We start from the raw sequence: 17,715 nt of genomic DNA, 5'->3' as shown, positions 1-17,715 counted from the left end.
GAAACCCTGCTGGTCAACGTCGGCGGATTTGCGCTGATGGCCGCCATCGTTTGGTGGTTCTGGCTTTCCGATTCCGACAACAAAGGCTCAAGTGAGCATCAACATCACCACTGAGGTATTTGCCATGAAGAATAACGCCCTGGCTCTTGGCCTGATGGCAGCCCTGGGATTCAGCACCACAGCTCTGGCCGGTGGCGCCGCGCAGAGCATCCACGTTTACAAATCCCCGACCTGCGGCTGCTGTAGCGACTGGATCGACCACCTGGAAGAAAATGGCTTCAGGGTGAACGCAACCGATACCAACAACATGGGCAGGATCAAGGCCAATGCCGGCCTGATTGCCGGTCTTGGCAGCTGTCATACCGCTTTCGTTGGCGATTACGTGATTGAAGGCCACGTTCCGGCGGACGATATCAAGCGGCTGATCAGCGAAGCGCCCCAGGCCAAAGGCCTGAGTGTGCCGGGCATGCCCATCGGGTCACCCGGGATGGAGATGGGCGACCGGAAAGATCATTACAACGTTATCCTGTTCAATGAAGCGGGACAGACCCGGATCTTTTCCCGGTACAACTAACCCGGACCAACGGACGAGGGCTTTCACTATCGAGCCCTCGAAATCCGCGCCCTGCCATAAGCTCGTCAGATCCTGCCCGTTTTTTCTACAAACTGGTTAGCCAGTGTTCTATTATTGACACCCAGAAACCCAGAAATTCTGCGAGGGATCCTCTTTGAGCTTGAAAACCCGCTTCCTAGGCCTTGCCGCATGCCTGATTATTGTGGCGTCGCTGGCCTCTTGGCTGGCCTACCGGGAGCTCTCCGAGAGTATTATCGAGCGCTGGGGGCAGCAGGTCGCGGAAATCCAGGTTCGTTACGACAGTGCGCGGCTCCTGCAGTCTCTGGAGCGGGAAATCGGCCTGGCGCGACAAATGGCCAGCTCTTCTGCCCTGATCAACTGGGCCGCCAATCCGGACAACGCTGCTCTGGAATCTGAAGCCATCCGGCAAATGGAAAGTTTCCGTACCAATTTCCGCGACAACACCTACTTCGTTGCGCTGTTGAACAATCGCCATTACTACTACAACAACGCGGAAAACGACTTTGCCGGGAGCCAGTTCCGGTATGTTCTCGATGAAGACAAGCCCGATGACGCCTGGTTTTTCCAGCTTGTTGAAGAGGGCCGGGACTTTCATCTTAACGTCAACCCGGATCCGGAGCTGGGTGTTACCAAGCTCTGGATCGATGTTCTGATGCGCAACGAAGCGGGCGAGGTTGTCGGCATGGTCGGCACCGGTCTGAGCCTGGATGCATTCCTTCAGGATATTGTCGATATCGGTCAGGAAGGGATTACCACCCTGTTCGTGGACTACAACGGGGCCATCCAGTTATACCGCGATCGGAATTACATCGATTTCGCCAGCATCATCAAACCCGAAGGCCAGAAAAATACCGTGGACCTGCTGTTTGATGATCCTCAGGACAAGCAGCAGATTCTGGGTATGCTGCAATTGCTCAAGAAGCGCAGCGACCAGGCCGGCCAGGTGGAAAGCGGTTTTGTGACTGTGGATGGCAAAGAGCATCTGGCGGGGGTTGCCTTTCTGCCCGCCATTGGCTGGTTTGAAATCACCCTCCTTGACCTCAATACGCTGGTGCCTTCCAGCTACCTCTGGCCACTGGTGGGCGTATTCCTCGGTACATTGCTGTTCACACTGGTGCTGTTTCACCTGATCATCCAGTCCCGCATTCTCAAGCCGATCATGGGCCTCGAGCATGCCGTGGAAAAGGTCCGGGAAGGCAGCTTCGAGTTGCCACGGCTGGATAAACCGGACAATGAGATTGGTTGGCTGGCTGATCACTTCGAAAAAATGGCGCACAACCTGGGCCACTCTACCCGTGAGCTCGAAGAAAAAGTCGCACAAAGAACGGAAGAGTTGAACCGACTGGCTCGAATCGATCCTCTCACCGGCCTGAAAAATCGTCGGGGCCTGGACGAGGTGCTGGATGAGGAAATCCAGCGTGCCCGCCGACAGGAAACCGGCTTTGGCGTGATCTGGCTCGACATTGATCACTTCAAACACATCAATGACAACCTCGGTCATCAGGCTGGTGATCAGATTCTGTGCCGCGTAGCCCTGTGGCTGAAAGCCGGCGTCCGTCCCTATGACTACCCGGGACGCTGGGGCGGCGATGAATTCGTGGTTCTGCTGTCACCCTGCGACCCAGGCACTCTGAGCCGGATCGCTCGGCGAATCCGGGAATCCGTAGAGCAGGAAAGTCACAAAACCGGAACAACAGTGACTGTCAGCGTCGGTGGCTACCATGCAAAGCCCGGCGATAGCAGTGACACCATTCTTCATTACGCCGACCGGGCCCTCTACCAGGCCAAGGGTGAAGGGCGTAACCGGGTCTGTATTACCACCTCGGAAGACCCCGAGATTAACCCCGCGTAACAGGTCTGACTCATACCGTCATAACCGTTATACTCCGCCTCATCATTCATTTTTTACCAGCCAGGTTACTTCATGCTCAATGCCGACGCCCTCAGCCAGTTGCGCCAGCTGAAATCGGATATCAAAGACAACAAGGTGGTCTTTCCCGGTACCGTCAAAGCCACCAACGGCCGCTTCGGATTTGTTGCCCTCGACGAGGGCCGGGATGTCTTTCTGCCCCCAGAAGAGATGCAGAAAGTACTGCCGGGTGACCGGGTAAATGTCACAGAAGAGGAAGTGGACAAGGGCAAAACCCAGGGTGTCGTGGACGAACTGCTGGAATCCCGCCTGAACACCTTTGTCGGCCGCTACCTGGTCAAGGGCAAAGGCCATTTTGTAGTGCCGGAGACGCCCGGCATCAACCGCTGGATTTTCATTCCGCCCAAGGAGCGAATGAATGCCCAGCAGGATGACTACATTTACTGCCAGATTCACAGGCATCCGATCAAGGACGGCAAAGGCCAGGCCCGGGTATTGCGCATCATCGGCAAGGCAGGAGAGCCCGGCATTGAACGCTCCCTGACCCTGGCAACATTTGACCTGACAGACACCTGGCCGGAAGCCGTGCAGACACAGGCCGAGAAACTTGATCAGGCCGATATCGAAGCCCGGGAAACCGGTCGCGAAGACCGCACTGACCGTCCCTATGTCACCATCGACAGCCCGGGCACCCAGGACATGGATGACGCTCTGCTGGCGGAGCCCAATGCCACCGGCTGGTCGTTGTCGATCGCCATTGCTGACCCGACCGCAGTGATTGCAACAGACAGTCCGACGGAACAGGAGGCGTTCAACCGAGCGACCGCCATCTACTTCCCTGGCGAACCGCTGCCCATGCTGCCAGACAGCATCAGCACCCGTCTGTGTTCGCTGATGCCAGACGTGAAACGGCTGGCTCTGGTTTGCGACCTTCAGGTCAACAATGACGGCAGTCTTGGCGAATACAGCTTCCATCAGGCGGTTATCCAGTCCAAAGGCAAACTCAGCTATGAACTGGTATCCAACCTGATCGAAGGCCGGCAAGACGAAGAGATCAAGGCCCTGCCCGATGCTGTGGGCAACAGCCTGGACCAACTGCACCAGGCAGCCACAGCCCTGAGAAAATGGCGCAGCGAACATGCGTTGCTCAGCGGTGACAGGCCGGAATTCAGGCTTCGACTGGACGAAAACAAGCGCATCCGCCTGATAGAGCCGTCCATTCAGAATGAAGCTCACCGTCTGGTGGAAGAGTGTATGGTCGCAGCGAACCGCTGTGCCGCGGACTTTTTGTCAAACCAGGCAGAGGGCCTGTTTATCCAGCATCCCGGTTTGCGGGATGACCGTGCCGACAATATCCGGGCTCTGATTGACAGCCACGCGCCCCACCTCTCGGGAGTCGATGCGCACAAGGCCGAAGGCTTCCGGACACTGATGAAGGAAACCGACACCCTGGAAGCTGAGGTGCCGGTGAAGGCCATACTCTCACGGCAGCTGGCCCGGGCCGAGCTGAGCTTCAAGCCAGCGCCTCACCAGGGCATGGGGCTGGATGCCTACACCACCTTCACCTCGCCGCTGCGCAAATTTTCGGATTTTTACGTGCATCGGCTGATCAAAGCGGCGCTGTGGGACACCCCGATGAAAGCCCTGACCGAGGATCAGCTGGACCTACTGCAGGCTGCACAGATCCGGGCCCGACAGGCTGCAAACAGCCTGGAGACCTGGCTGAAGAGCGATTTTGCCAAATCCCTCGGAGAAGATCCCCTGACTGGCATTGTCAGCCGCACGGTGCCGGCCGGTTTCTTTGTCCGTCTCGATATCAACGGACTGGAAGGGTTCGTCAGTTGCAAGGACCTTGACGGCAAATACAGCTTTGATCCGGTCACACTGCGCCTGATCCACAACAAGAACGGCCGAATTTTCCAGTTGGAGCAGCCAGTCACGGTAAGCTTTGCCGGGGTGGATGAGGAGCGCAGACAGATCAATTTCAAACTGGTGGAAGCTCAGGAAATTCCGACCGGGACCGACGCTGACAACGGTTGAAAAACCGCAGTGGCAGGCGCACCGTATGAATAAAGACACGATTCATTGATGGAGGTGCGCTATGCCCATCAGCCCTGACGAATTCCTCAAAAAGTACGGCTTCGACAAAGAAGAGGAAGATCGCGACCACAGCCTCCGTAACAATGCCATGGAGCACGCCAAACACCTGCGCAGACCCCATGCCGGAACGCCCCATGACTGGGAAGAGTGGGAGCGTTACAAGCGGGAACATCCAGATGAAGTAGAGGATGATTCCGATAGCTGATAGCCGGTGCTCAGGCTTTACTGTCCAGCATCCGCTCCAGCCGTTCGTCCTTGGCCTGCCACTGTTCCCCCAACCAGTTTTTTACATTCCTGCGATGCTCGGCATCCGTTGAGTAGTCCCGGCCCTTTAAATGCTCCGGGATCTCAACGGTCTGAATTTCCATTTTTACTTCCTTGACCCGACCACAAATAAAGTCCCAGAAAGTTGGCGCACCGGCCGGATACGCAATGGTCACATCCACCAGGGTCTGGATAGAATCACCCATCGCGTCGAGCACAAAGGCGGCACCGCCAGCCTTGGGCGTCAACAGATGCTGGTAAGACGATTTCTGTTTGTCGTGCTTCGCCTGGGTAAAGCGGGTGCCCTCGACAAAGTTCATCACGCTCACCGGGGTATAGCGAAACTTCTCACAGGCCCGGCGGGTTGAACGAAGATCTTCACCGCGCTTCTCCGGATGCTTGATCAGATATTCCCGGGTGTAGCGCTTCATAAACGGGAAATCCAGGCCCCACCAGGCGAGACCGATCACCGGCACCCAGATCAGCTGCTGCTTGAGGAAAAATTTCAGAAACGGTGCCCGGCGATTGAACACCCGCTGCATGGCCAGGATATCCACCCAGCTCTGGTGATTGGCGAGCACCAGATACCAGCTTTCCCGTTTGAGATTTTCAGCACCTTTCACGTCCCATCTGGTGCCATGGGTAAGCCTCATCCAGCCGGTATTGCAGGCAACCCAGGCTTCGGCAATCCAGATAATCACCTTGGTACACAGAACCCGAAAGCCAGTGACAGGGACAATCAGTTTCAGAATCGCCGGGATGTAGAGCAGGATGCACCAGAACAGGGTGTTGATTCCCAGCAGGATGGAATTGATAACACCAATAACGGGGGCGGGGAGAAAGCTGAGCATGGCGATCCTGTTTTTCTCGTTTTTCTTTTCAAATGGGGCCTAATCATACCAACCACTGGCCGCATTGGGCAGTAGCCTGGAGTGACCGGTTTACCCAACGGCCTGGAACCTTGTGCCATGCCCCACGATGGTCCCGGCCGGTTCGCCACTGATCGGCGTAAACATCAAAGATGCCCTGACGTCAGAGCGTCCTCAACGTTGCATCCAGTTCCGACAGGCTGTTGATTACCGCAGTAGGCTGAATTCCCCAGTCTTCAAAAACCTTACCCGGATCCCTCTGTACCCAGATAGCGAGCAATCCGGCAGCCCGGGCCCCGATAACATCCCAGGCATTACTGGATACAAGACACAGGGGGGATTCCCAGGCACCGGTGGCTCGGCGCGCATAGGTATACACGGCAGGATCGGGTTTGAAGCTCTTGATGTCATCCACCGACACCAGGCCTTCAAACTGTTCCAACAGGTTGTTATGCCCCAAGACCTTTTCCAGCGCCGGATAACTTCCATTGGAAAACGCGAATAGCGGATACTGTGGCTTGAGTGATGTCAGTGCCGGCAGCGCATCGTCGAACGCAGGCAGCGACAAGTAGGCTGTCATCAGGGCATTTTCGCGTTCTTCGGACAGGGTCAGTTTGTGGGTAGCCATGGCGTAGCGCAGGGCCTGCCGGGTACAGACACCGAAGTCTTCGTATACTTTCATCAAGCCCTTACGAAAAGAAAATTCCAGCTGTTTTTCTCTCCAGAGTGCAGCCACCACTTCGGCGCTCTCATCCGCGTCCTCCGCCAGAAGACGGGACATGCCCATTGGGTCGACCAGGGTTCCATAGACGTCGAAAGCAAGAGTCAGGCTCATTAGCGGGGTTCCTCATCCGGAAGGGGGCTCAGGGTTATAGAATGGACCACAGTATCGGGATTTGAACGATCACTCAACATAGACAGGCAGAAACAGGGAGTCGCAAAGACGTCATAGCGACACTGAAGACATCGGGTTACACTGCCATTCATGAGCCCCATTGATACATTAAATCTGGATTTCCGCGCCCTCAGCACCTTTTTAGCGGTGCTCGACGAAGGCAGCGTGTCCCGTGCTGCCGTTCGCCTGGGTGTGACTCAGTCCGCTGTCAGTCATACCCTGGAGCGCCTGCGGCAGGCCCTTGGTGATCCCCTGTTTGTGAAATCCGGGCGCGGCATTGTTCCAACCCGCTACGCGCTTCAGGCCGGGCCGCACATCCGCCAGATTCTGGACGACCTCCAGACCCTGTCCTCAGGCCCGCCATTCAGTCCTGCCACTGCCGAGTTCACCTTCACCATCGCCGCCAATGACTATCAGCGTGATCTGCTGCTGCCCGGCCTGGTGCGAACTCTGCGTGCGGAAGCGCCAGGAATCAGCCTTCAGGTCATCCCGTCCGGTATTCCCCGGGCAGACCTGTTACGCAAGGATGTCTGTGATCTGATTATTTCTCCTCACGCACCGGAAGCAACCGACATCATGCAGCGGGGCCTGATGGCTGACCGGTTGGTGGTGTTCTACGATCCCGAGAGCCGGAAACCGCCGGCGGACCTTCCGGAATACCAGAAGGCCGACCACATCGCCCTGCTTTTCGCTACCGGCGAAAAGCCGACTGTTGAAACGGCCATGGAGGCTCGTGGCCTGGTGCGTCGAAACGTGGTGACGGTCTCCAACTTCTCGGGCCTGCCGGAGTTTTTGCGGGGCACCGATATGCTGGCAACCGCCCCGGAGGGGATGAGCAAACACTTACTTCGAGACTTTGCCTGGGTTCCCCTACCCTTTGATTTCAAACCTTTTACCCTGCTTATGTTATGGCATCGCCGCAATCAGAACGACCCGGCTCACAAGTGGCTGCGTAATCAGGTGAATGCTGTTGCCGCTACGCTCAATGGCCTGAACAAGTAATCAATTAGTTTTGCTCATAGGTTGTATGAGCATGCACGCCGTTATCTTTTCACCTTCCCTCACCTAGACTGCCATCACTCAGCGGTCGGCCAGGCCGGGAAAGACTTTCCAACCTGGCCTTTCGTAACTTTCTGATAACGCATTAGGAAATCCATGCTGACTTTGACCAGTGTCTGGACAACTGTACTTCTCGCTGCCGCTGTGGCCCTTGGGCCGCTGGCGACTGATATGTATCTGCCAGCACTGCCTCAGATTGGTTCAGACTTCGGCTCCGGCACAGATCAGGTACAGCTGACTCTCAGCTTGTATATGGTCGGCTTTGCTATTGCCCAGCTGATTTGCGGTCCTCTGGCGGATCGTTTCGGTCGCAAACCGATCATGATGGGTGGATTCGTGCTTTTCGCCATCGCCAGCATCGGCTGTGCTCTGGCCACCAATATCGAAACCCTGATTCTGTGCCGATTCCTTCAGGCTCTGGGTGGATCTGCCGGGCCGGTGTTGGGCCGGGCGGCCATTCGGGATATTTACACGCCCCGTGAAGCGGCAAAAATTCTCGCCATCCTGGCCAGCATTATGGCTCTGGCACCGGCGGTTGCACCAACCATTGGCGGCTTGCTTACCGCTCATCTGGGCTGGGCTTCGGTGTTCCTCGCATTGGGTGGTTACGCGCTGGTGATGGCCGTGGTGGTGGCCTTCGGGATTCCCGAGCCCATGCGCCCGGAACATCGGCAATCCCTGAAGCTCTGCAGCCTGCTGCGAAACTACCGGACCATTGCCAGGGATATCAGCTTTCTGGGTTACACCCTGACCAACGCCCTGATTTTTGCCGGCCTGTTCGCGTTTCTCTCGGGTTCGTCGTTCGTGCTGATTGATTTTCTCGGTGTGCCAACAGAGCAGTTCGGCCTCTACTTTGCCTGTATGGTCGCCGGTTACATCATCGGCAATCTGAGCGCTGTCAGGCTTGGCCGCGCCCTGCTGCCCGACCAGATCCTGGTTCGCGGCCTGATCATCGCCGTTGCCGGCGGCAGCCTCATGGCCGTGCTGGCAGTGAGTGAAGTGTTCAACGTCTGGGCCGTCATCCTGCCCCAGGCCCTGTTCATGATCGGCACCGGCATGGTGCTGCCACAGACCATGGCCGGCGCCCTGGCCAACTTCCCGACCATGGCGGGCTCCGCTTCTGCCCTGTTCGGCTTCACCCAGATGGCCGTCGCTGCTATCGCCGGCATGCTTGTCGGCCACCTGCACGATGGCACCTCTCTGGTCATGGCAACCATCATCGCCGCTTGCTCCGCTATCGCGATGGGCTGTTATCTGCTGCTGGTTCAGCGTTATCCTGCCAAAGGGTTCGAGCCGCAAGGTGCGACCAACAGTTAAGGCAAAATCATCCAAAGTGGTCTACACAGAGTACGTAATTCTCTGAACCAGACATCAAGGAGCAAACAGTATGAGCAACGTGACACTGGACGGTAATCCCATCGATGTGAGCGGGAAGTTTCCCGAGCCAGACGACAACGCCTCTCCCTTTACCCTGACCAACAGCGGCCTGGAAGAGGTCAAACTCGACAGCTGGGCAGGTAAGCGCAAGATCCTGAATATTATTCCCAGCATCGACACGGGCGTCTGCGCCGCATCCACGCGGAAATTCAACGAGAAGGCCGGCAGCCTCGACAACACCGTGGTTCTGGTAATCTCCGCCGACCTGCCCTTCGCCGCAGCGCGATTCTGCGGTGCCGAAGGCCTGAAAGACGTGGAAACCCTGTCCACCTTCCGGAACTACAGCTTCCAGCAAGATTATGGCGTCGCCATCCAGGACGGCCCCCTCGCCGGTCTCTGCGCCCGGGCGGTGATTGTACTGGATGAAAACAACAAGGTGCTGCACAGCGAACTGGTTGATGAAATCAAGAATGAGCCAGACTACGATGCGGCGCTGAAGGTGCTGTAACACGCACATTCGGCGCTCAGGCGCAGCGACCGGCGCGGTTTTCCAGGACTGAGCATTGCCAGGGAGGGCAATGCCAAGCCCCCAGGAATGGGTTCACGGCGTGCTCTGGAAGGCCGCGCCGGTCGCTTTGCTAACACTCTAGCCGGAAACTGTTAGAATCCCCGCCCAAAGCCAGATCGCCAACCAAAGGCTCCGGACACCGCGTGCAAACAGCCCCCCAAAACCCAAGCCTGCCACGCCAGCTCTACAACATGACCTGGCCCATGCTCTTCGGGGTGCTTTCCCTGATGACCTTCCAGCTCGCCGACAGTGCTTTCGTGGGCCAGCTTGGCCGTGACCCGCTGGCCGCTCTGGGCTTCACCCTGCCGATGCAACAGCTGATCATCGGCCTGCAAGTGGGCCTTGGAATCGCCACCACGGCCATTATTTCCCGCACACTGGGTGCCGGCGATGACCTTCGGGCCTATCGTCTGGGTGGTCTGATCATTACCGTTGGCGCAACCATGGTATTTGTCATCTGCGTGGTGCTCTGGCTTCTGCAGAGCCGGATCATGACCGCCCTCGGCGCAGAAGACACTTTGCTTCCGCTGATTCGAAGCTACTGGGTGCCCTGGCTCCTCGCGGCCTGGACCGGCGCGGTTCTGTACTTCGGCTACAGTGTCTGCCGCTCCCATGGAGATACCAGGTTACCGGGTTACATGATGGTGGTCACCAGCCTGACCAACATCGCCCTGGACCCGCTGTATATCTTTGTATTTGGCTGGGGTCTGCCCGGTGCGGCATGGGCCACCGTTACCTCATTCGGCATCGGCTGTCTGGTTATCTACCCGAAACTGTTGAAGCGTCACTGGGTCCGGTTTGATCTGCGCCAGCTTGCTTTGTGGAAGTCGCTGAAACAGCTCAACAGCATCATGGCCCCGGCGATGGTCAGTCAGCTCATGCCCGCTGCCTCAGCGATGCTGGCAACCGCCCTGGTGGCCGGCTTCGGCTCCGCTGCGGTCGCGGCCTGGGGCCTGGGCACCCGCCTGGAATTCTTCTCGATTGTGGTCGTTCTGGCACTGACCATGTCGATGCCACCGATGATTGGACGATTACTGGGTTCCGGAGATATCGAACAGATCCGGAAACTGGTTCGGATCGCGGTCCGGTTTGTGGTGGTCTGGCAACTTGCCATCGGACTGATCTGGCTGGTGGCGTCAGGACTGGTTTCAGAACTGTTCACCAGTGATCACGACGTTCAGGAAGTACTCGCCGGCTACCTGGTGCGGGTACCGCTCAGCTACAGTGGCCTGGGCGCCTGCATGCTGATGGTGTCTGTCTGCAATGCTCTGGGATTGGCATTACGCGCATTGCTGGTATCAACACTGCGGCTGTTCCTGTGCTTTTTACCATTGCTCTGGCTGGGCAGTCAGATCAACGGCATCTATGGCCTCATGAGTGGTGCGCTGGTGGGCAATCTGTTTGCTGGCGCCATGGCTTACAGCTTCTATCGATCCGGCATGACGCGCCTGAAGACAGAGATGGCGTCAGGCAAACCGTGAACGGAAACTTTCGGGTACCGGCACCACTTCCTTTCGGTGGTAGTTGAAGAACACGAAACCGTACTTGGCCAATGCGACAGGCTGGCCGCTCTCGGCTTTGGTCACCCGGAACACAAAATCCCCGCCATAGTTATTGAAATCCATAACGCCCAATTCGAAGCGTAGCATTTCCGGAAAGAAGGACTCGGACTGATACATGGTGGCCAGATCGGTGACTATGATACCAACGCCGTCCTGACCTGCCTCCTGGAGGCCATAACTGACCAGAAACTGAGCCCGGGCTTCCGACAGCATGGAGATCAACGCATCGTTACCGAGGTGATTGGCGCCGTTTATGTCGGTAATTCTGACCGGCATTCTGGTTTCGAAGCAGAAAACGTCGTCCGGGAAAGAAAGTTTGATGCGCGCCACGGTGGGTTCCTGTTTTCGCTGGGTCTCTGGAGGCGAATCATACGCTGTTCGCCTTACGGGTTCATCCCGAGACGTTTGGGGTCATATCGGTTATCTTGCTATTGAACCTCTGCGCCTTGAGTGTTGGTGGAGCAACCGCAGGGAAGAGGCAAGCGCACACGAAAAACAATGATCGATAATGGGAGTGTTATGGATATTCAGCCTGCCGCCACACTGGTTTTAGTTCGTAACAATGCCAAAAGCCTTGAAGTCCTGCTGCTTCAGCGCACCTGGGATGCGGTGTTTATGCCCGGGTATTTTGTGTTTCCCGGAGGAAGGGTCGAAGAACACGAGACTCACGGGCGCAAGCATGTTTCCGGGACCGAAGACGCCGAGATCAGTCAGACCATGAGTGTTGACGAGGGTGGCGCGGATTTCATGCTGGCAGCAGTCCGGGAGTGTTTTGAGGAGTCCGGAATTCTGGTTGCAGTGGATAGTCAGGGAAGTCCGATATCCGGAGATCACCCCGCTCATTCCGATCGGCAATCCGTGTTTGACGGTGACCTGTCACTGGCGGGCCTGTGCGAGAAACATGAACTGGCCATCCCGCTGGACAGACTGGCCTACCTGGGTCACTGGATAACCCCACCGGGACCACCGCGGCGTTACGATACGCGGTTCTTTGTAACCCCCGCACCGGAACACCAGGTCGCCAGTCACGATGGTCAGGAAACCATAGATCATGTCTGGATCCGTCCAGAGTTGGCGCTTGCAGAGCATCGCAATGGCCAGCGCTTGCTGGGACTACCTACAATCCGGACATTGCGAATACTCAGCGATTTTGAATCCACCGATGCCTTGATGCGTTACGCCCATGCCAACCCGCCTGAACCGCATCCGAGCCAGCCCTGGCCGGCGCGGAGGAAAGGCAAGCCGGTAACGCTGGAGCCGGGCGCACCGGCTTATGATGAGGCAGCCAAGCTGGATCCCGAAGGCGAGGGGTCAACGTCGGCCGAGATTATTCCCGGTGAAACAGTTCAGATCGCAGCCCGGGTAACACGCCTGACGGCACCCAATCCCGGAATGATGACCGGGCCCGGAACCAATACCTACCTGCTGGGTCATGAGCGTTTCACGGTGATTGATCCCGGCCCTGCCAACGAAGCCCATATCGAGAGGATTCTGGAGGTGACCGGTGGTGCCATTGATCAGGTTCTGGTGACCCACACCCATCAGGATCATTCACCGGCGGTTGCCGCGCTCAGAGAGCGCACCGGTTGTCGGGTATTCGGCTGGCCTGCCCCCCAGGGTGCCGGGCAGGATCAAACGTTCAGAGCGGACGACGAACCGGCGCACGGTGACCTGATCGTCACCGAAGCCGGCCTTCTGAAGGTACTGCATACCCCCGGTCATGCCTCGAACCATCTGTGTTATCTGCTGGTCGATCAGAAGCTGCTTTTTTCCGGCGACCACGTCATGCAAGGGTCCACCGTTGTCATTAATCCGCCAGACGGTGATATGAAGGCGTACATCGAGTCGCTGTACGATTTGCTTACCGAGTCTGTACGCCACATTGCACCCGCCCACGGGTTCGTGATGGGCCATCCGGAAGCGGTCATTGATTTCCTGATCACCCATCGCCTGTCCCGGGAGCACAAGATCATTCGGGCTCTTGAGGCACTGTCTCCGGTAGACCTGAAGGGATTAACCGCAAAAGCTTACGATGATGTACCAGCCGCGATCCATGGTCTGGCAGCACGATCAGCCCTGGCGCATTTGTTGAAACTGGCGGCCGAGGACAGAGCGTTCCAGAAGAATGAACTCTGGCATGCCATACACGACAGCTAACGAGGGAGTAACGAAAGCACACCGGATTTCGCAAAACACCCATATTGTTAATCGCTCTTCCAGCGTATAACTGGCATCTCTATTACTTGCCCGGATTTCATGAAAGTGGCATTAAACCTTTGTCACAGCCGTATTCATGACCGCCAGAGGCACTCTATCCTTGAGCGCATACTGACGAACCGTGAGGAAATATGCTGTTTGAACGGCTTCTAGAACCATCCCACCGGATCCTGCTGATAGGTCTGGGTTTAGCCTGGCTCTCAACACCGCTGATGGCCGAAACCGATGCGGAAAAATCCGGTAAAAAGCCTGATGTCCTGATGGCGGAGCTCGCTGAAGATGAAAGCGTAGAGGACGTTGAACAGTCGGCACCTCTGGAAACCGCGGCGCCAGGAAAAGAAGCCGTAAACCCCGGTTCTTTACGAAGCGGAGTCGGCATCGATACGCCTTCATCACCATCCCGCAAAGTGGCCCCGAATATTGATCTGAAGGAGATTGCGCCGCCACCGGAAGCGCAGGCCTCAGAGTCCACTGACACAGCCCCGGATGACACCGGCTCTGCGGTCGTGGCCACAAAGCCTGAGCCCGAACCTGCGATTCGTGAAGGTGAGGTTTTTACCCTGTTGGATACCGATGTCATGCCCGGCACGTCTACCCGCCTGGCATGGACACCCGGCATCCAGATTGCCGGTCTGTCCCAGACAACGCCTGTTCTTGTGGTCAACGGTATCAATGCCGGTCCCACGCTGTGTCTTACAGGGGCAATCCATGGTGACGAGCTGAATGGCATCGAAATCATCCGCCAGACCATGTATGACCTGAACCCTGAGAAACTGTCGGGCCGGGTCGTCGGTGTGCCGATTGTGAATCTGCCCGGATTCCAGCAAGGCAGCCGTTATCTGCCCGATCGCCGGGATCTCAACCGGCATTTCCCTGGCAGCCAGAACGGCACTCTGGCAGATCGGATTGCCCATTCATTGTTTGAAAATGTCATTCGCAAATGCGACATGCTGGTGGATATTCATACCGGTTCACTGAAGCGCACCAATCTGCCGCAACTCCGGGCCGATATGAACAACCCGGAAGTGGCAGAATTCACCCGGGGCTTTGACCGCATGGCTGTGGTTCATAGCTCAGGCTCTGCAGGCATGTTGCGCACGGCCGCCGTGGAGGCCGGTATTCGAACCGTTACTCTGGAAGCCGGTGAATCCCATCGTATCCAGCAGCACCAGATCAGCGCAGGGGTGAACAGCCTGACCAGCCTGATGGAGCGACAGGGCATGATCTCCCGCATGTTTGTCTGGGGCGATCCGGAACCGGTCTACTACGATTCCAACTGGATCCGCGCAGATCATGGTGGGATTCTGTTCAGCGACATTGAGCTGGGGGCAACGGTCTCGAAAGGCGAAATCCTCGGGTATGTCTCGGATCCGATCACCAATGCCCAACACCCCATTCGATCCTCCAGCGATGGCAGGGTTATCGGCATGGCCGTAGACCAAGTAGTGATGGCCGGTTTTGCCGCCTACCACATTGGTACGGAGGCAGAAGTTCCCGGAGAGTAGTATGCTAGGCGTTTTTTGGGCATCACCAACCCCACAGGAGCCTTTGTGTCTTCCGAGAACGCAGGAGTCTTGACGCGAATTCCCGGCCTGGCCTACTTCGGGCTGGTTCTTACCCCTCTGTTCTGGGCCGGCAACGCGGTTGTGGCCCGGGGCACAGTAGACAGCATTCCGCCACTCTCCATGGCGTTCTGGCGCTGGGTCATTGCCCTGGCAATCCTGCTTCCTTTCGGGTTGCCGGGTATCTGGCGACACCGCCAGGTTATTCGCCAGCACTTCGGCTCCATACTGGCCCTGGCAACCTTTAGCGTGGGTGCGTTTAATACCCTGCTTTATCTTGCGGCAACCACCACCACCGCCACCAATATTGCCCTGATCAATGCCACCATTCCTGTTTTCGTGGCCCTGCTCGCCTGGATAATGCTGGGCGACCGTACCCGCCCGGTTCAGGCCATAGGGATCGCACTGGCGATTGCAGGCATCATCACGGTTATTGCCCGCGGTGACCTCTCGGTACTGACCCGTCTTCAGGCGCAACCCGGCGACCTGATCATGGTGGCGGCGGTATTCAGTTGGGGCCTTTTCTCAGTGTTATTGAGAAGACAGACGGTGCCTCTGCCCGCCCTGACCTTCCTGACCACCCAGATCCTGCTTGGCACGCTGGTTGTCCTGCCGTTCTACCTGCTGGATCTGGCGTTTTACTCCGGTGGCTTCGAGTTGTCGGAAAAAACCGCATTGCCATTGCTGTACATCGCTATTTTCCCGGGGATTCTGGCCTATGGATTCTGGAACCACGGCGTGCACAAGATTGGTCCGGCCCGGGCCGCGATCTTTCTCTACCTGACCCCCGTGTTTGCCTCGATTCTGGCCGGTATCTTTCTGGCCGAATCCCTCGGTCTCTTTCATGTTATCGGTGGTCTGTTGATCCTTGTCGGACTGGTGCTGGCCACTCAGGTCCGAACTAAACCCCATTACCCAACCTCAGAGCAGTTCGCAAAAGGAGACACCCATGATTAAACGCATACCCGGACATACTCGCAGCTTCTTTTGCCTCATCCTTGTTCTGATGGCCGCCAGCCTGTCTTCGACGGCGGCAGCTGAAACCTGCAACCCGGAGCAGGCCACCTGGGATCCGAACCACTTCTACCCCGAGGGGGCCGTGGTTTTCCACAAAGGTGACTGGTACGAATCCCGTGAGCTGCACAAAGCTCTTGAACCGGGCATTACCTTCGACTGGATCCGGTTGGACTCGGTGCCAGACTGCGAGAACCGACCTCAAGGCAGGGACAACTCGAAAAAAAGCGACGACACGGAGGGTAGCCAAAACGACCCCACTCAATCGCACCGCGGTGAAACAGCGTCCGGCATGTGCATCAAGCCGGAGCAGTGGCTGTTCTCCAAGGACTATGAAAAGGGAGACCTGGCCAGCCATGGCGGGCAAATTTGGGAAGCAACCGCCTCAACACGGGGCGACATGCCCGACATGGCTGAGCCTCCCCTCTGGAAACTCGTTGAAGCGCATTGCGCCCTGCATACTCAGTGATCTGACAGACCTCAGGTCAGGGCCGCTTCAATGCGGCCAATCACCATTTCCAGAACCGATTTCGGGCAGCCGATGTTCAAACGCATAAATCCGCTGCCCGGATCGCCGAACGAAATACCGGGGTTCATACCCACGCCCGCTTCCCGGACGAAAAAGCGTTTCAATCCGGCATCGTCCAGTCCCAGTTCCCGGCAATCCAGCCACATCAGGTAACTGCCTTCCGGAGCGGATACGTGAATGCCGGGCAGACGCTGGCCCACAGCCTGCACGACATAATCCCGGTTGGCCTGCAAATAGGTCATCAGATCGTCCAGCCAGGGCCCGCCATAACGATAACCGGCTTCAAACCCCGCAATGCTGAACGGATTGCACTGGGGCAGGTGCATCGACTCGAATACTGCCTTCAAGGCGTTGCGCCGGTCTGCGTCCGGGATCACCAGGGCCGACAGGCCCAGCCCGGGTATATTGAAGGTCTTGCTCGGAGCCACGGCGGTTACCAGGGCATCCTCAGGGCCAGCCAGTTTCGCCAGCACGGTATGAGCGGGCTTGTCACGGAACGTCAGATCACAATGGATCTCGTCGGAAACCACCACAAGCTGATGCCGTCGGGCGATATCCAGCACAGCCTGCAGCTCTTCCTCAGACCAGACGCGGCCCACCGGATTGTGAGGCGAGCACAACAACAGGATGCGGGCGTCCGGCCGGGCCGCGCACTGCTCCAGATGGTCCAGGTCCATGCGGTAATGTCCCGGATCCCCGGTATCCGGGTCTTCCGGCAACAAGGGATTCTCGATCACCACCCGACCACTGTGCCGAACCGAACTGAAGAAGGGCGGATAGACCGGTGGCTGGATAATGACCCCCTCGCCAGGCTCGGCATAGGCCATGCACGCAGCGTTGATTGACGGCACCACGCCGGGCGCCATCAGGATCCACTCCCGCGGAATCTCCCAACCATGACGGGTTGCGAACCAGTCGATCATCGACTGGTAAAGGCTGTCCGGAAACAGAGTGTAGCCGTACACCGGATGGGCAGCCCGCTCACTCAGCGCCCGTGTCACAGCCTCCGGTGCCGCAAAATCCATATCGGCAACCCAGACCGGAATGACATCTTCGGTACCAAAAACGGCCGGACGGGCATCGTATTTAACCGAACAGGTATTGGCCCGGGAAACGGGCTGATCGAATAAACTGGCCACAGACATTCTCCAGAGCAGATAAGCAGCTTAATTATCGGTATTGTGGTGGGGCCGACCGGTCATCGCAACCGTCGCACCCGAACATCACCGTTGCA

General features: G+C 57.4%; 16 protein-coding genes. 12 read left to right on the top strand and 4 right to left on the bottom strand.

Annotation, left to right across the window (positions count from 1 at the left end; all coding sequences use genetic code 11):
- Positions 1 to 124 precede the first annotated feature (124 nt).
- The 4 genes from KO499_RS04515 (at position 125) to KO499_RS04500 (ending at position 4,770) form a co-directional block, all read left to right on the top strand.
- Positions 125 to 574 (top strand): DUF411 domain-containing protein, encoded by a 450-nt coding sequence (locus KO499_RS04515; protein ID WP_215982516.1) that lies wholly within the window; start codon positions 125 to 127, stop codon positions 572 to 574.
- A gap of 154 nt (positions 575 to 728) precedes the next feature.
- Positions 729 to 2,447 (top strand): sensor domain-containing diguanylate cyclase, encoded by a 1,719-nt coding sequence (locus KO499_RS04510; protein WP_215982515.1) that lies wholly within the window; start codon positions 729 to 731, stop codon positions 2,445 to 2,447.
- A gap of 72 nt (positions 2,448 to 2,519) precedes the next feature.
- Positions 2,520 to 4,505 (top strand): ribonuclease R family protein, encoded by a 1,986-nt coding sequence (locus tag KO499_RS04505; protein ID WP_215982514.1) that lies wholly within the window; start codon positions 2,520 to 2,522, stop codon positions 4,503 to 4,505.
- A 61-nt stretch (positions 4,506 to 4,566) separates the two neighbouring features.
- Positions 4,567 to 4,770 carry a hypothetical protein gene (locus KO499_RS04500; RefSeq protein WP_215982513.1) on the top strand — a complete coding sequence of 68 codons (204 nt, stop codon included), beginning with the start codon at positions 4,567 to 4,569 and terminating at the stop codon, positions 4,768 to 4,770.
- Positions 4,771 to 4,780: 10 nt separating this feature from the next.
- Here the strand turns inward: KO499_RS04500 and KO499_RS04495 are convergent, their stop codons facing one another.
- Together KO499_RS04495 and KO499_RS04490 are read right to left on the bottom strand one after the other, a co-directional pair.
- Positions 4,781 to 5,680: an acyltransferase gene (locus KO499_RS04495; protein ID WP_215982512.1), complete on the bottom strand. Its 900-nt coding sequence runs from the start codon at positions 5,678 to 5,680 to the stop codon at positions 4,781 to 4,783.
- A gap of 181 nt (positions 5,681 to 5,861) precedes the next feature.
- The gene (locus KO499_RS04490) at positions 5,862 to 6,533 is read right to left on the bottom strand and encodes a haloacid dehalogenase type II (protein ID WP_215982511.1); all 672 of its coding nucleotides are present in this window, start codon (positions 6,531 to 6,533) and stop codon (positions 5,862 to 5,864) included.
- A gap of 150 nt (positions 6,534 to 6,683) precedes the next feature.
- On the opposite strand from KO499_RS04490, the gene KO499_RS04485 reads away from it, so the two are divergent.
- The 4 genes from KO499_RS04485 to KO499_RS04470 all read left to right on the top strand — a co-directional run bounded on the left by KO499_RS04485 (position 6,684) and on the right by KO499_RS04470 (position 11,078).
- The gene (locus KO499_RS04485) at positions 6,684 to 7,595 is read left to right on the top strand and encodes a LysR family transcriptional regulator (protein WP_215982510.1); all 912 of its coding nucleotides are present in this window, start codon (positions 6,684 to 6,686) and stop codon (positions 7,593 to 7,595) included.
- A gap of 153 nt (positions 7,596 to 7,748) precedes the next feature.
- On the top strand, positions 7,749 to 8,969 hold the full coding sequence (locus KO499_RS04480; protein ID WP_215982509.1) for a Bcr/CflA family multidrug efflux MFS transporter: 1,221 nt from the start codon (positions 7,749 to 7,751) through the stop codon (positions 8,967 to 8,969).
- A 70-nt stretch (positions 8,970 to 9,039) separates the two neighbouring features.
- Positions 9,040 to 9,537 (top strand): thiol peroxidase, encoded by a 498-nt coding sequence (tpx, locus tag KO499_RS04475; protein ID WP_215982508.1) that lies wholly within the window; start codon positions 9,040 to 9,042, stop codon positions 9,535 to 9,537.
- Between the two features lie 203 nt (positions 9,538 to 9,740).
- Positions 9,741 to 11,078 (top strand): MATE family efflux transporter, encoded by a 1,338-nt coding sequence (locus KO499_RS04470; RefSeq protein WP_323133319.1) that lies wholly within the window; start codon positions 9,741 to 9,743, stop codon positions 11,076 to 11,078.
- Here the strand turns inward: KO499_RS04470 and KO499_RS04465 are convergent.
- Entirely contained in the window at positions 11,064 to 11,489 is a 426-nt protein-coding gene (locus tag KO499_RS04465; RefSeq protein ID WP_215982507.1) for a thioesterase family protein, read from the bottom strand. The genes KO499_RS04470 and KO499_RS04465 overlap by 15 nt on opposite strands.
- Before the next feature lie 189 nt (positions 11,490 to 11,678).
- On the opposite strand from KO499_RS04465, the gene KO499_RS04460 reads away from it, so the two are divergent.
- The 4 genes from KO499_RS04460 (at position 11,679) to KO499_RS04445 (ending at position 16,421) form a co-directional block, all read left to right on the top strand.
- Positions 11,679 to 13,316, top strand: coding sequence for an MBL fold metallo-hydrolase (locus tag KO499_RS04460; RefSeq protein WP_215982506.1), 1,638 nt, complete (start codon positions 11,679 to 11,681; stop codon positions 13,314 to 13,316).
- Between the two features lie 191 nt (positions 13,317 to 13,507).
- A complete protein-coding gene (locus KO499_RS04455; RefSeq protein WP_215982505.1) occupies positions 13,508 to 14,881 on the top strand; it encodes a succinylglutamate desuccinylase/aspartoacylase family protein in 1,374 nt (457 codons plus the stop codon).
- Positions 14,882 to 14,926: 45 nt separating this feature from the next.
- Entirely contained in the window at positions 14,927 to 15,895 is a 969-nt protein-coding gene (locus KO499_RS04450) for a DMT family transporter (RefSeq protein WP_323133318.1), read from the top strand.
- Positions 15,888 to 16,421 carry a carbohydrate-binding protein gene (locus tag KO499_RS04445; RefSeq protein ID WP_215982503.1) on the top strand — a complete coding sequence of 178 codons (534 nt, stop codon included), beginning with the start codon at positions 15,888 to 15,890 and terminating at the stop codon, positions 16,419 to 16,421. The genes KO499_RS04450 and KO499_RS04445 overlap by 8 nt, the downstream gene beginning before the upstream one ends.
- Before the next feature lie 11 nt (positions 16,422 to 16,432).
- On the opposite strand, the gene KO499_RS04440 is transcribed toward KO499_RS04445, so the two are convergent.
- The gene (locus KO499_RS04440) at positions 16,433 to 17,620 is read right to left on the bottom strand and encodes a MalY/PatB family protein (RefSeq protein ID WP_416240382.1); all 1,188 of its coding nucleotides are present in this window, start codon (positions 17,618 to 17,620) and stop codon (positions 16,433 to 16,435) included.
- Between the last annotated feature and the right edge of the window lie 95 nt (positions 17,621 to 17,715).

Source organism: Marinobacter sp. F3R08, from assembly GCF_018860425.1.
GTDB lineage: Bacteria > Pseudomonadota > Gammaproteobacteria > Pseudomonadales > Oleiphilaceae > Marinobacter.
This window is presented reverse-complemented; position numbering and strand designations above follow the sequence as displayed.

Bases quoted from the DNA above. Each gene is read 5' to 3' on its own strand.
- KO499_RS04500 (WP_215982513.1), top strand. From the start codon at position 4,567: ATGCCCATCAGCCCTGACGAATTCCTCAAAAAGTACGGCTTCGACAAA.
- KO499_RS04515 (WP_215982516.1), top strand. From the start codon at position 125: ATGAAGAATAACGCCCTGGCTCTTGGCCTGATGGCAGCCCTGGGATTC.
- KO499_RS04490 (WP_215982511.1), bottom strand. From the start codon at position 6,533: ATGAGCCTGACTCTTGCTTTCGACGTCTATGGAACCCTGGTCGACCCA.
- KO499_RS04495 (WP_215982512.1), bottom strand. From the start codon at position 5,680: ATGCTCAGCTTTCTCCCCGCCCCCGTTATTGGTGTTATCAATTCCATC.
- KO499_RS04485 (WP_215982510.1), top strand. From the start codon at position 6,684: ATGAGCCCCATTGATACATTAAATCTGGATTTCCGCGCCCTCAGCACC.
- KO499_RS04505 (WP_215982514.1), top strand. From the start codon at position 2,520: ATGCTCAATGCCGACGCCCTCAGCCAGTTGCGCCAGCTGAAATCGGAT.
- KO499_RS04480 (WP_215982509.1), top strand. From the start codon at position 7,749: ATGCTGACTTTGACCAGTGTCTGGACAACTGTACTTCTCGCTGCCGCT.
- KO499_RS04455 (WP_215982505.1), top strand. From the start codon at position 13,508: ATGCTGTTTGAACGGCTTCTAGAACCATCCCACCGGATCCTGCTGATA.
- KO499_RS04445 (WP_215982503.1), top strand. From the start codon at position 15,888: ATGATTAAACGCATACCCGGACATACTCGCAGCTTCTTTTGCCTCATC.
- KO499_RS04460 (WP_215982506.1), top strand. From the start codon at position 11,679: ATGGATATTCAGCCTGCCGCCACACTGGTTTTAGTTCGTAACAATGCC.
- tpx (WP_215982508.1), top strand. From the start codon at position 9,040: ATGAGCAACGTGACACTGGACGGTAATCCCATCGATGTGAGCGGGAAG.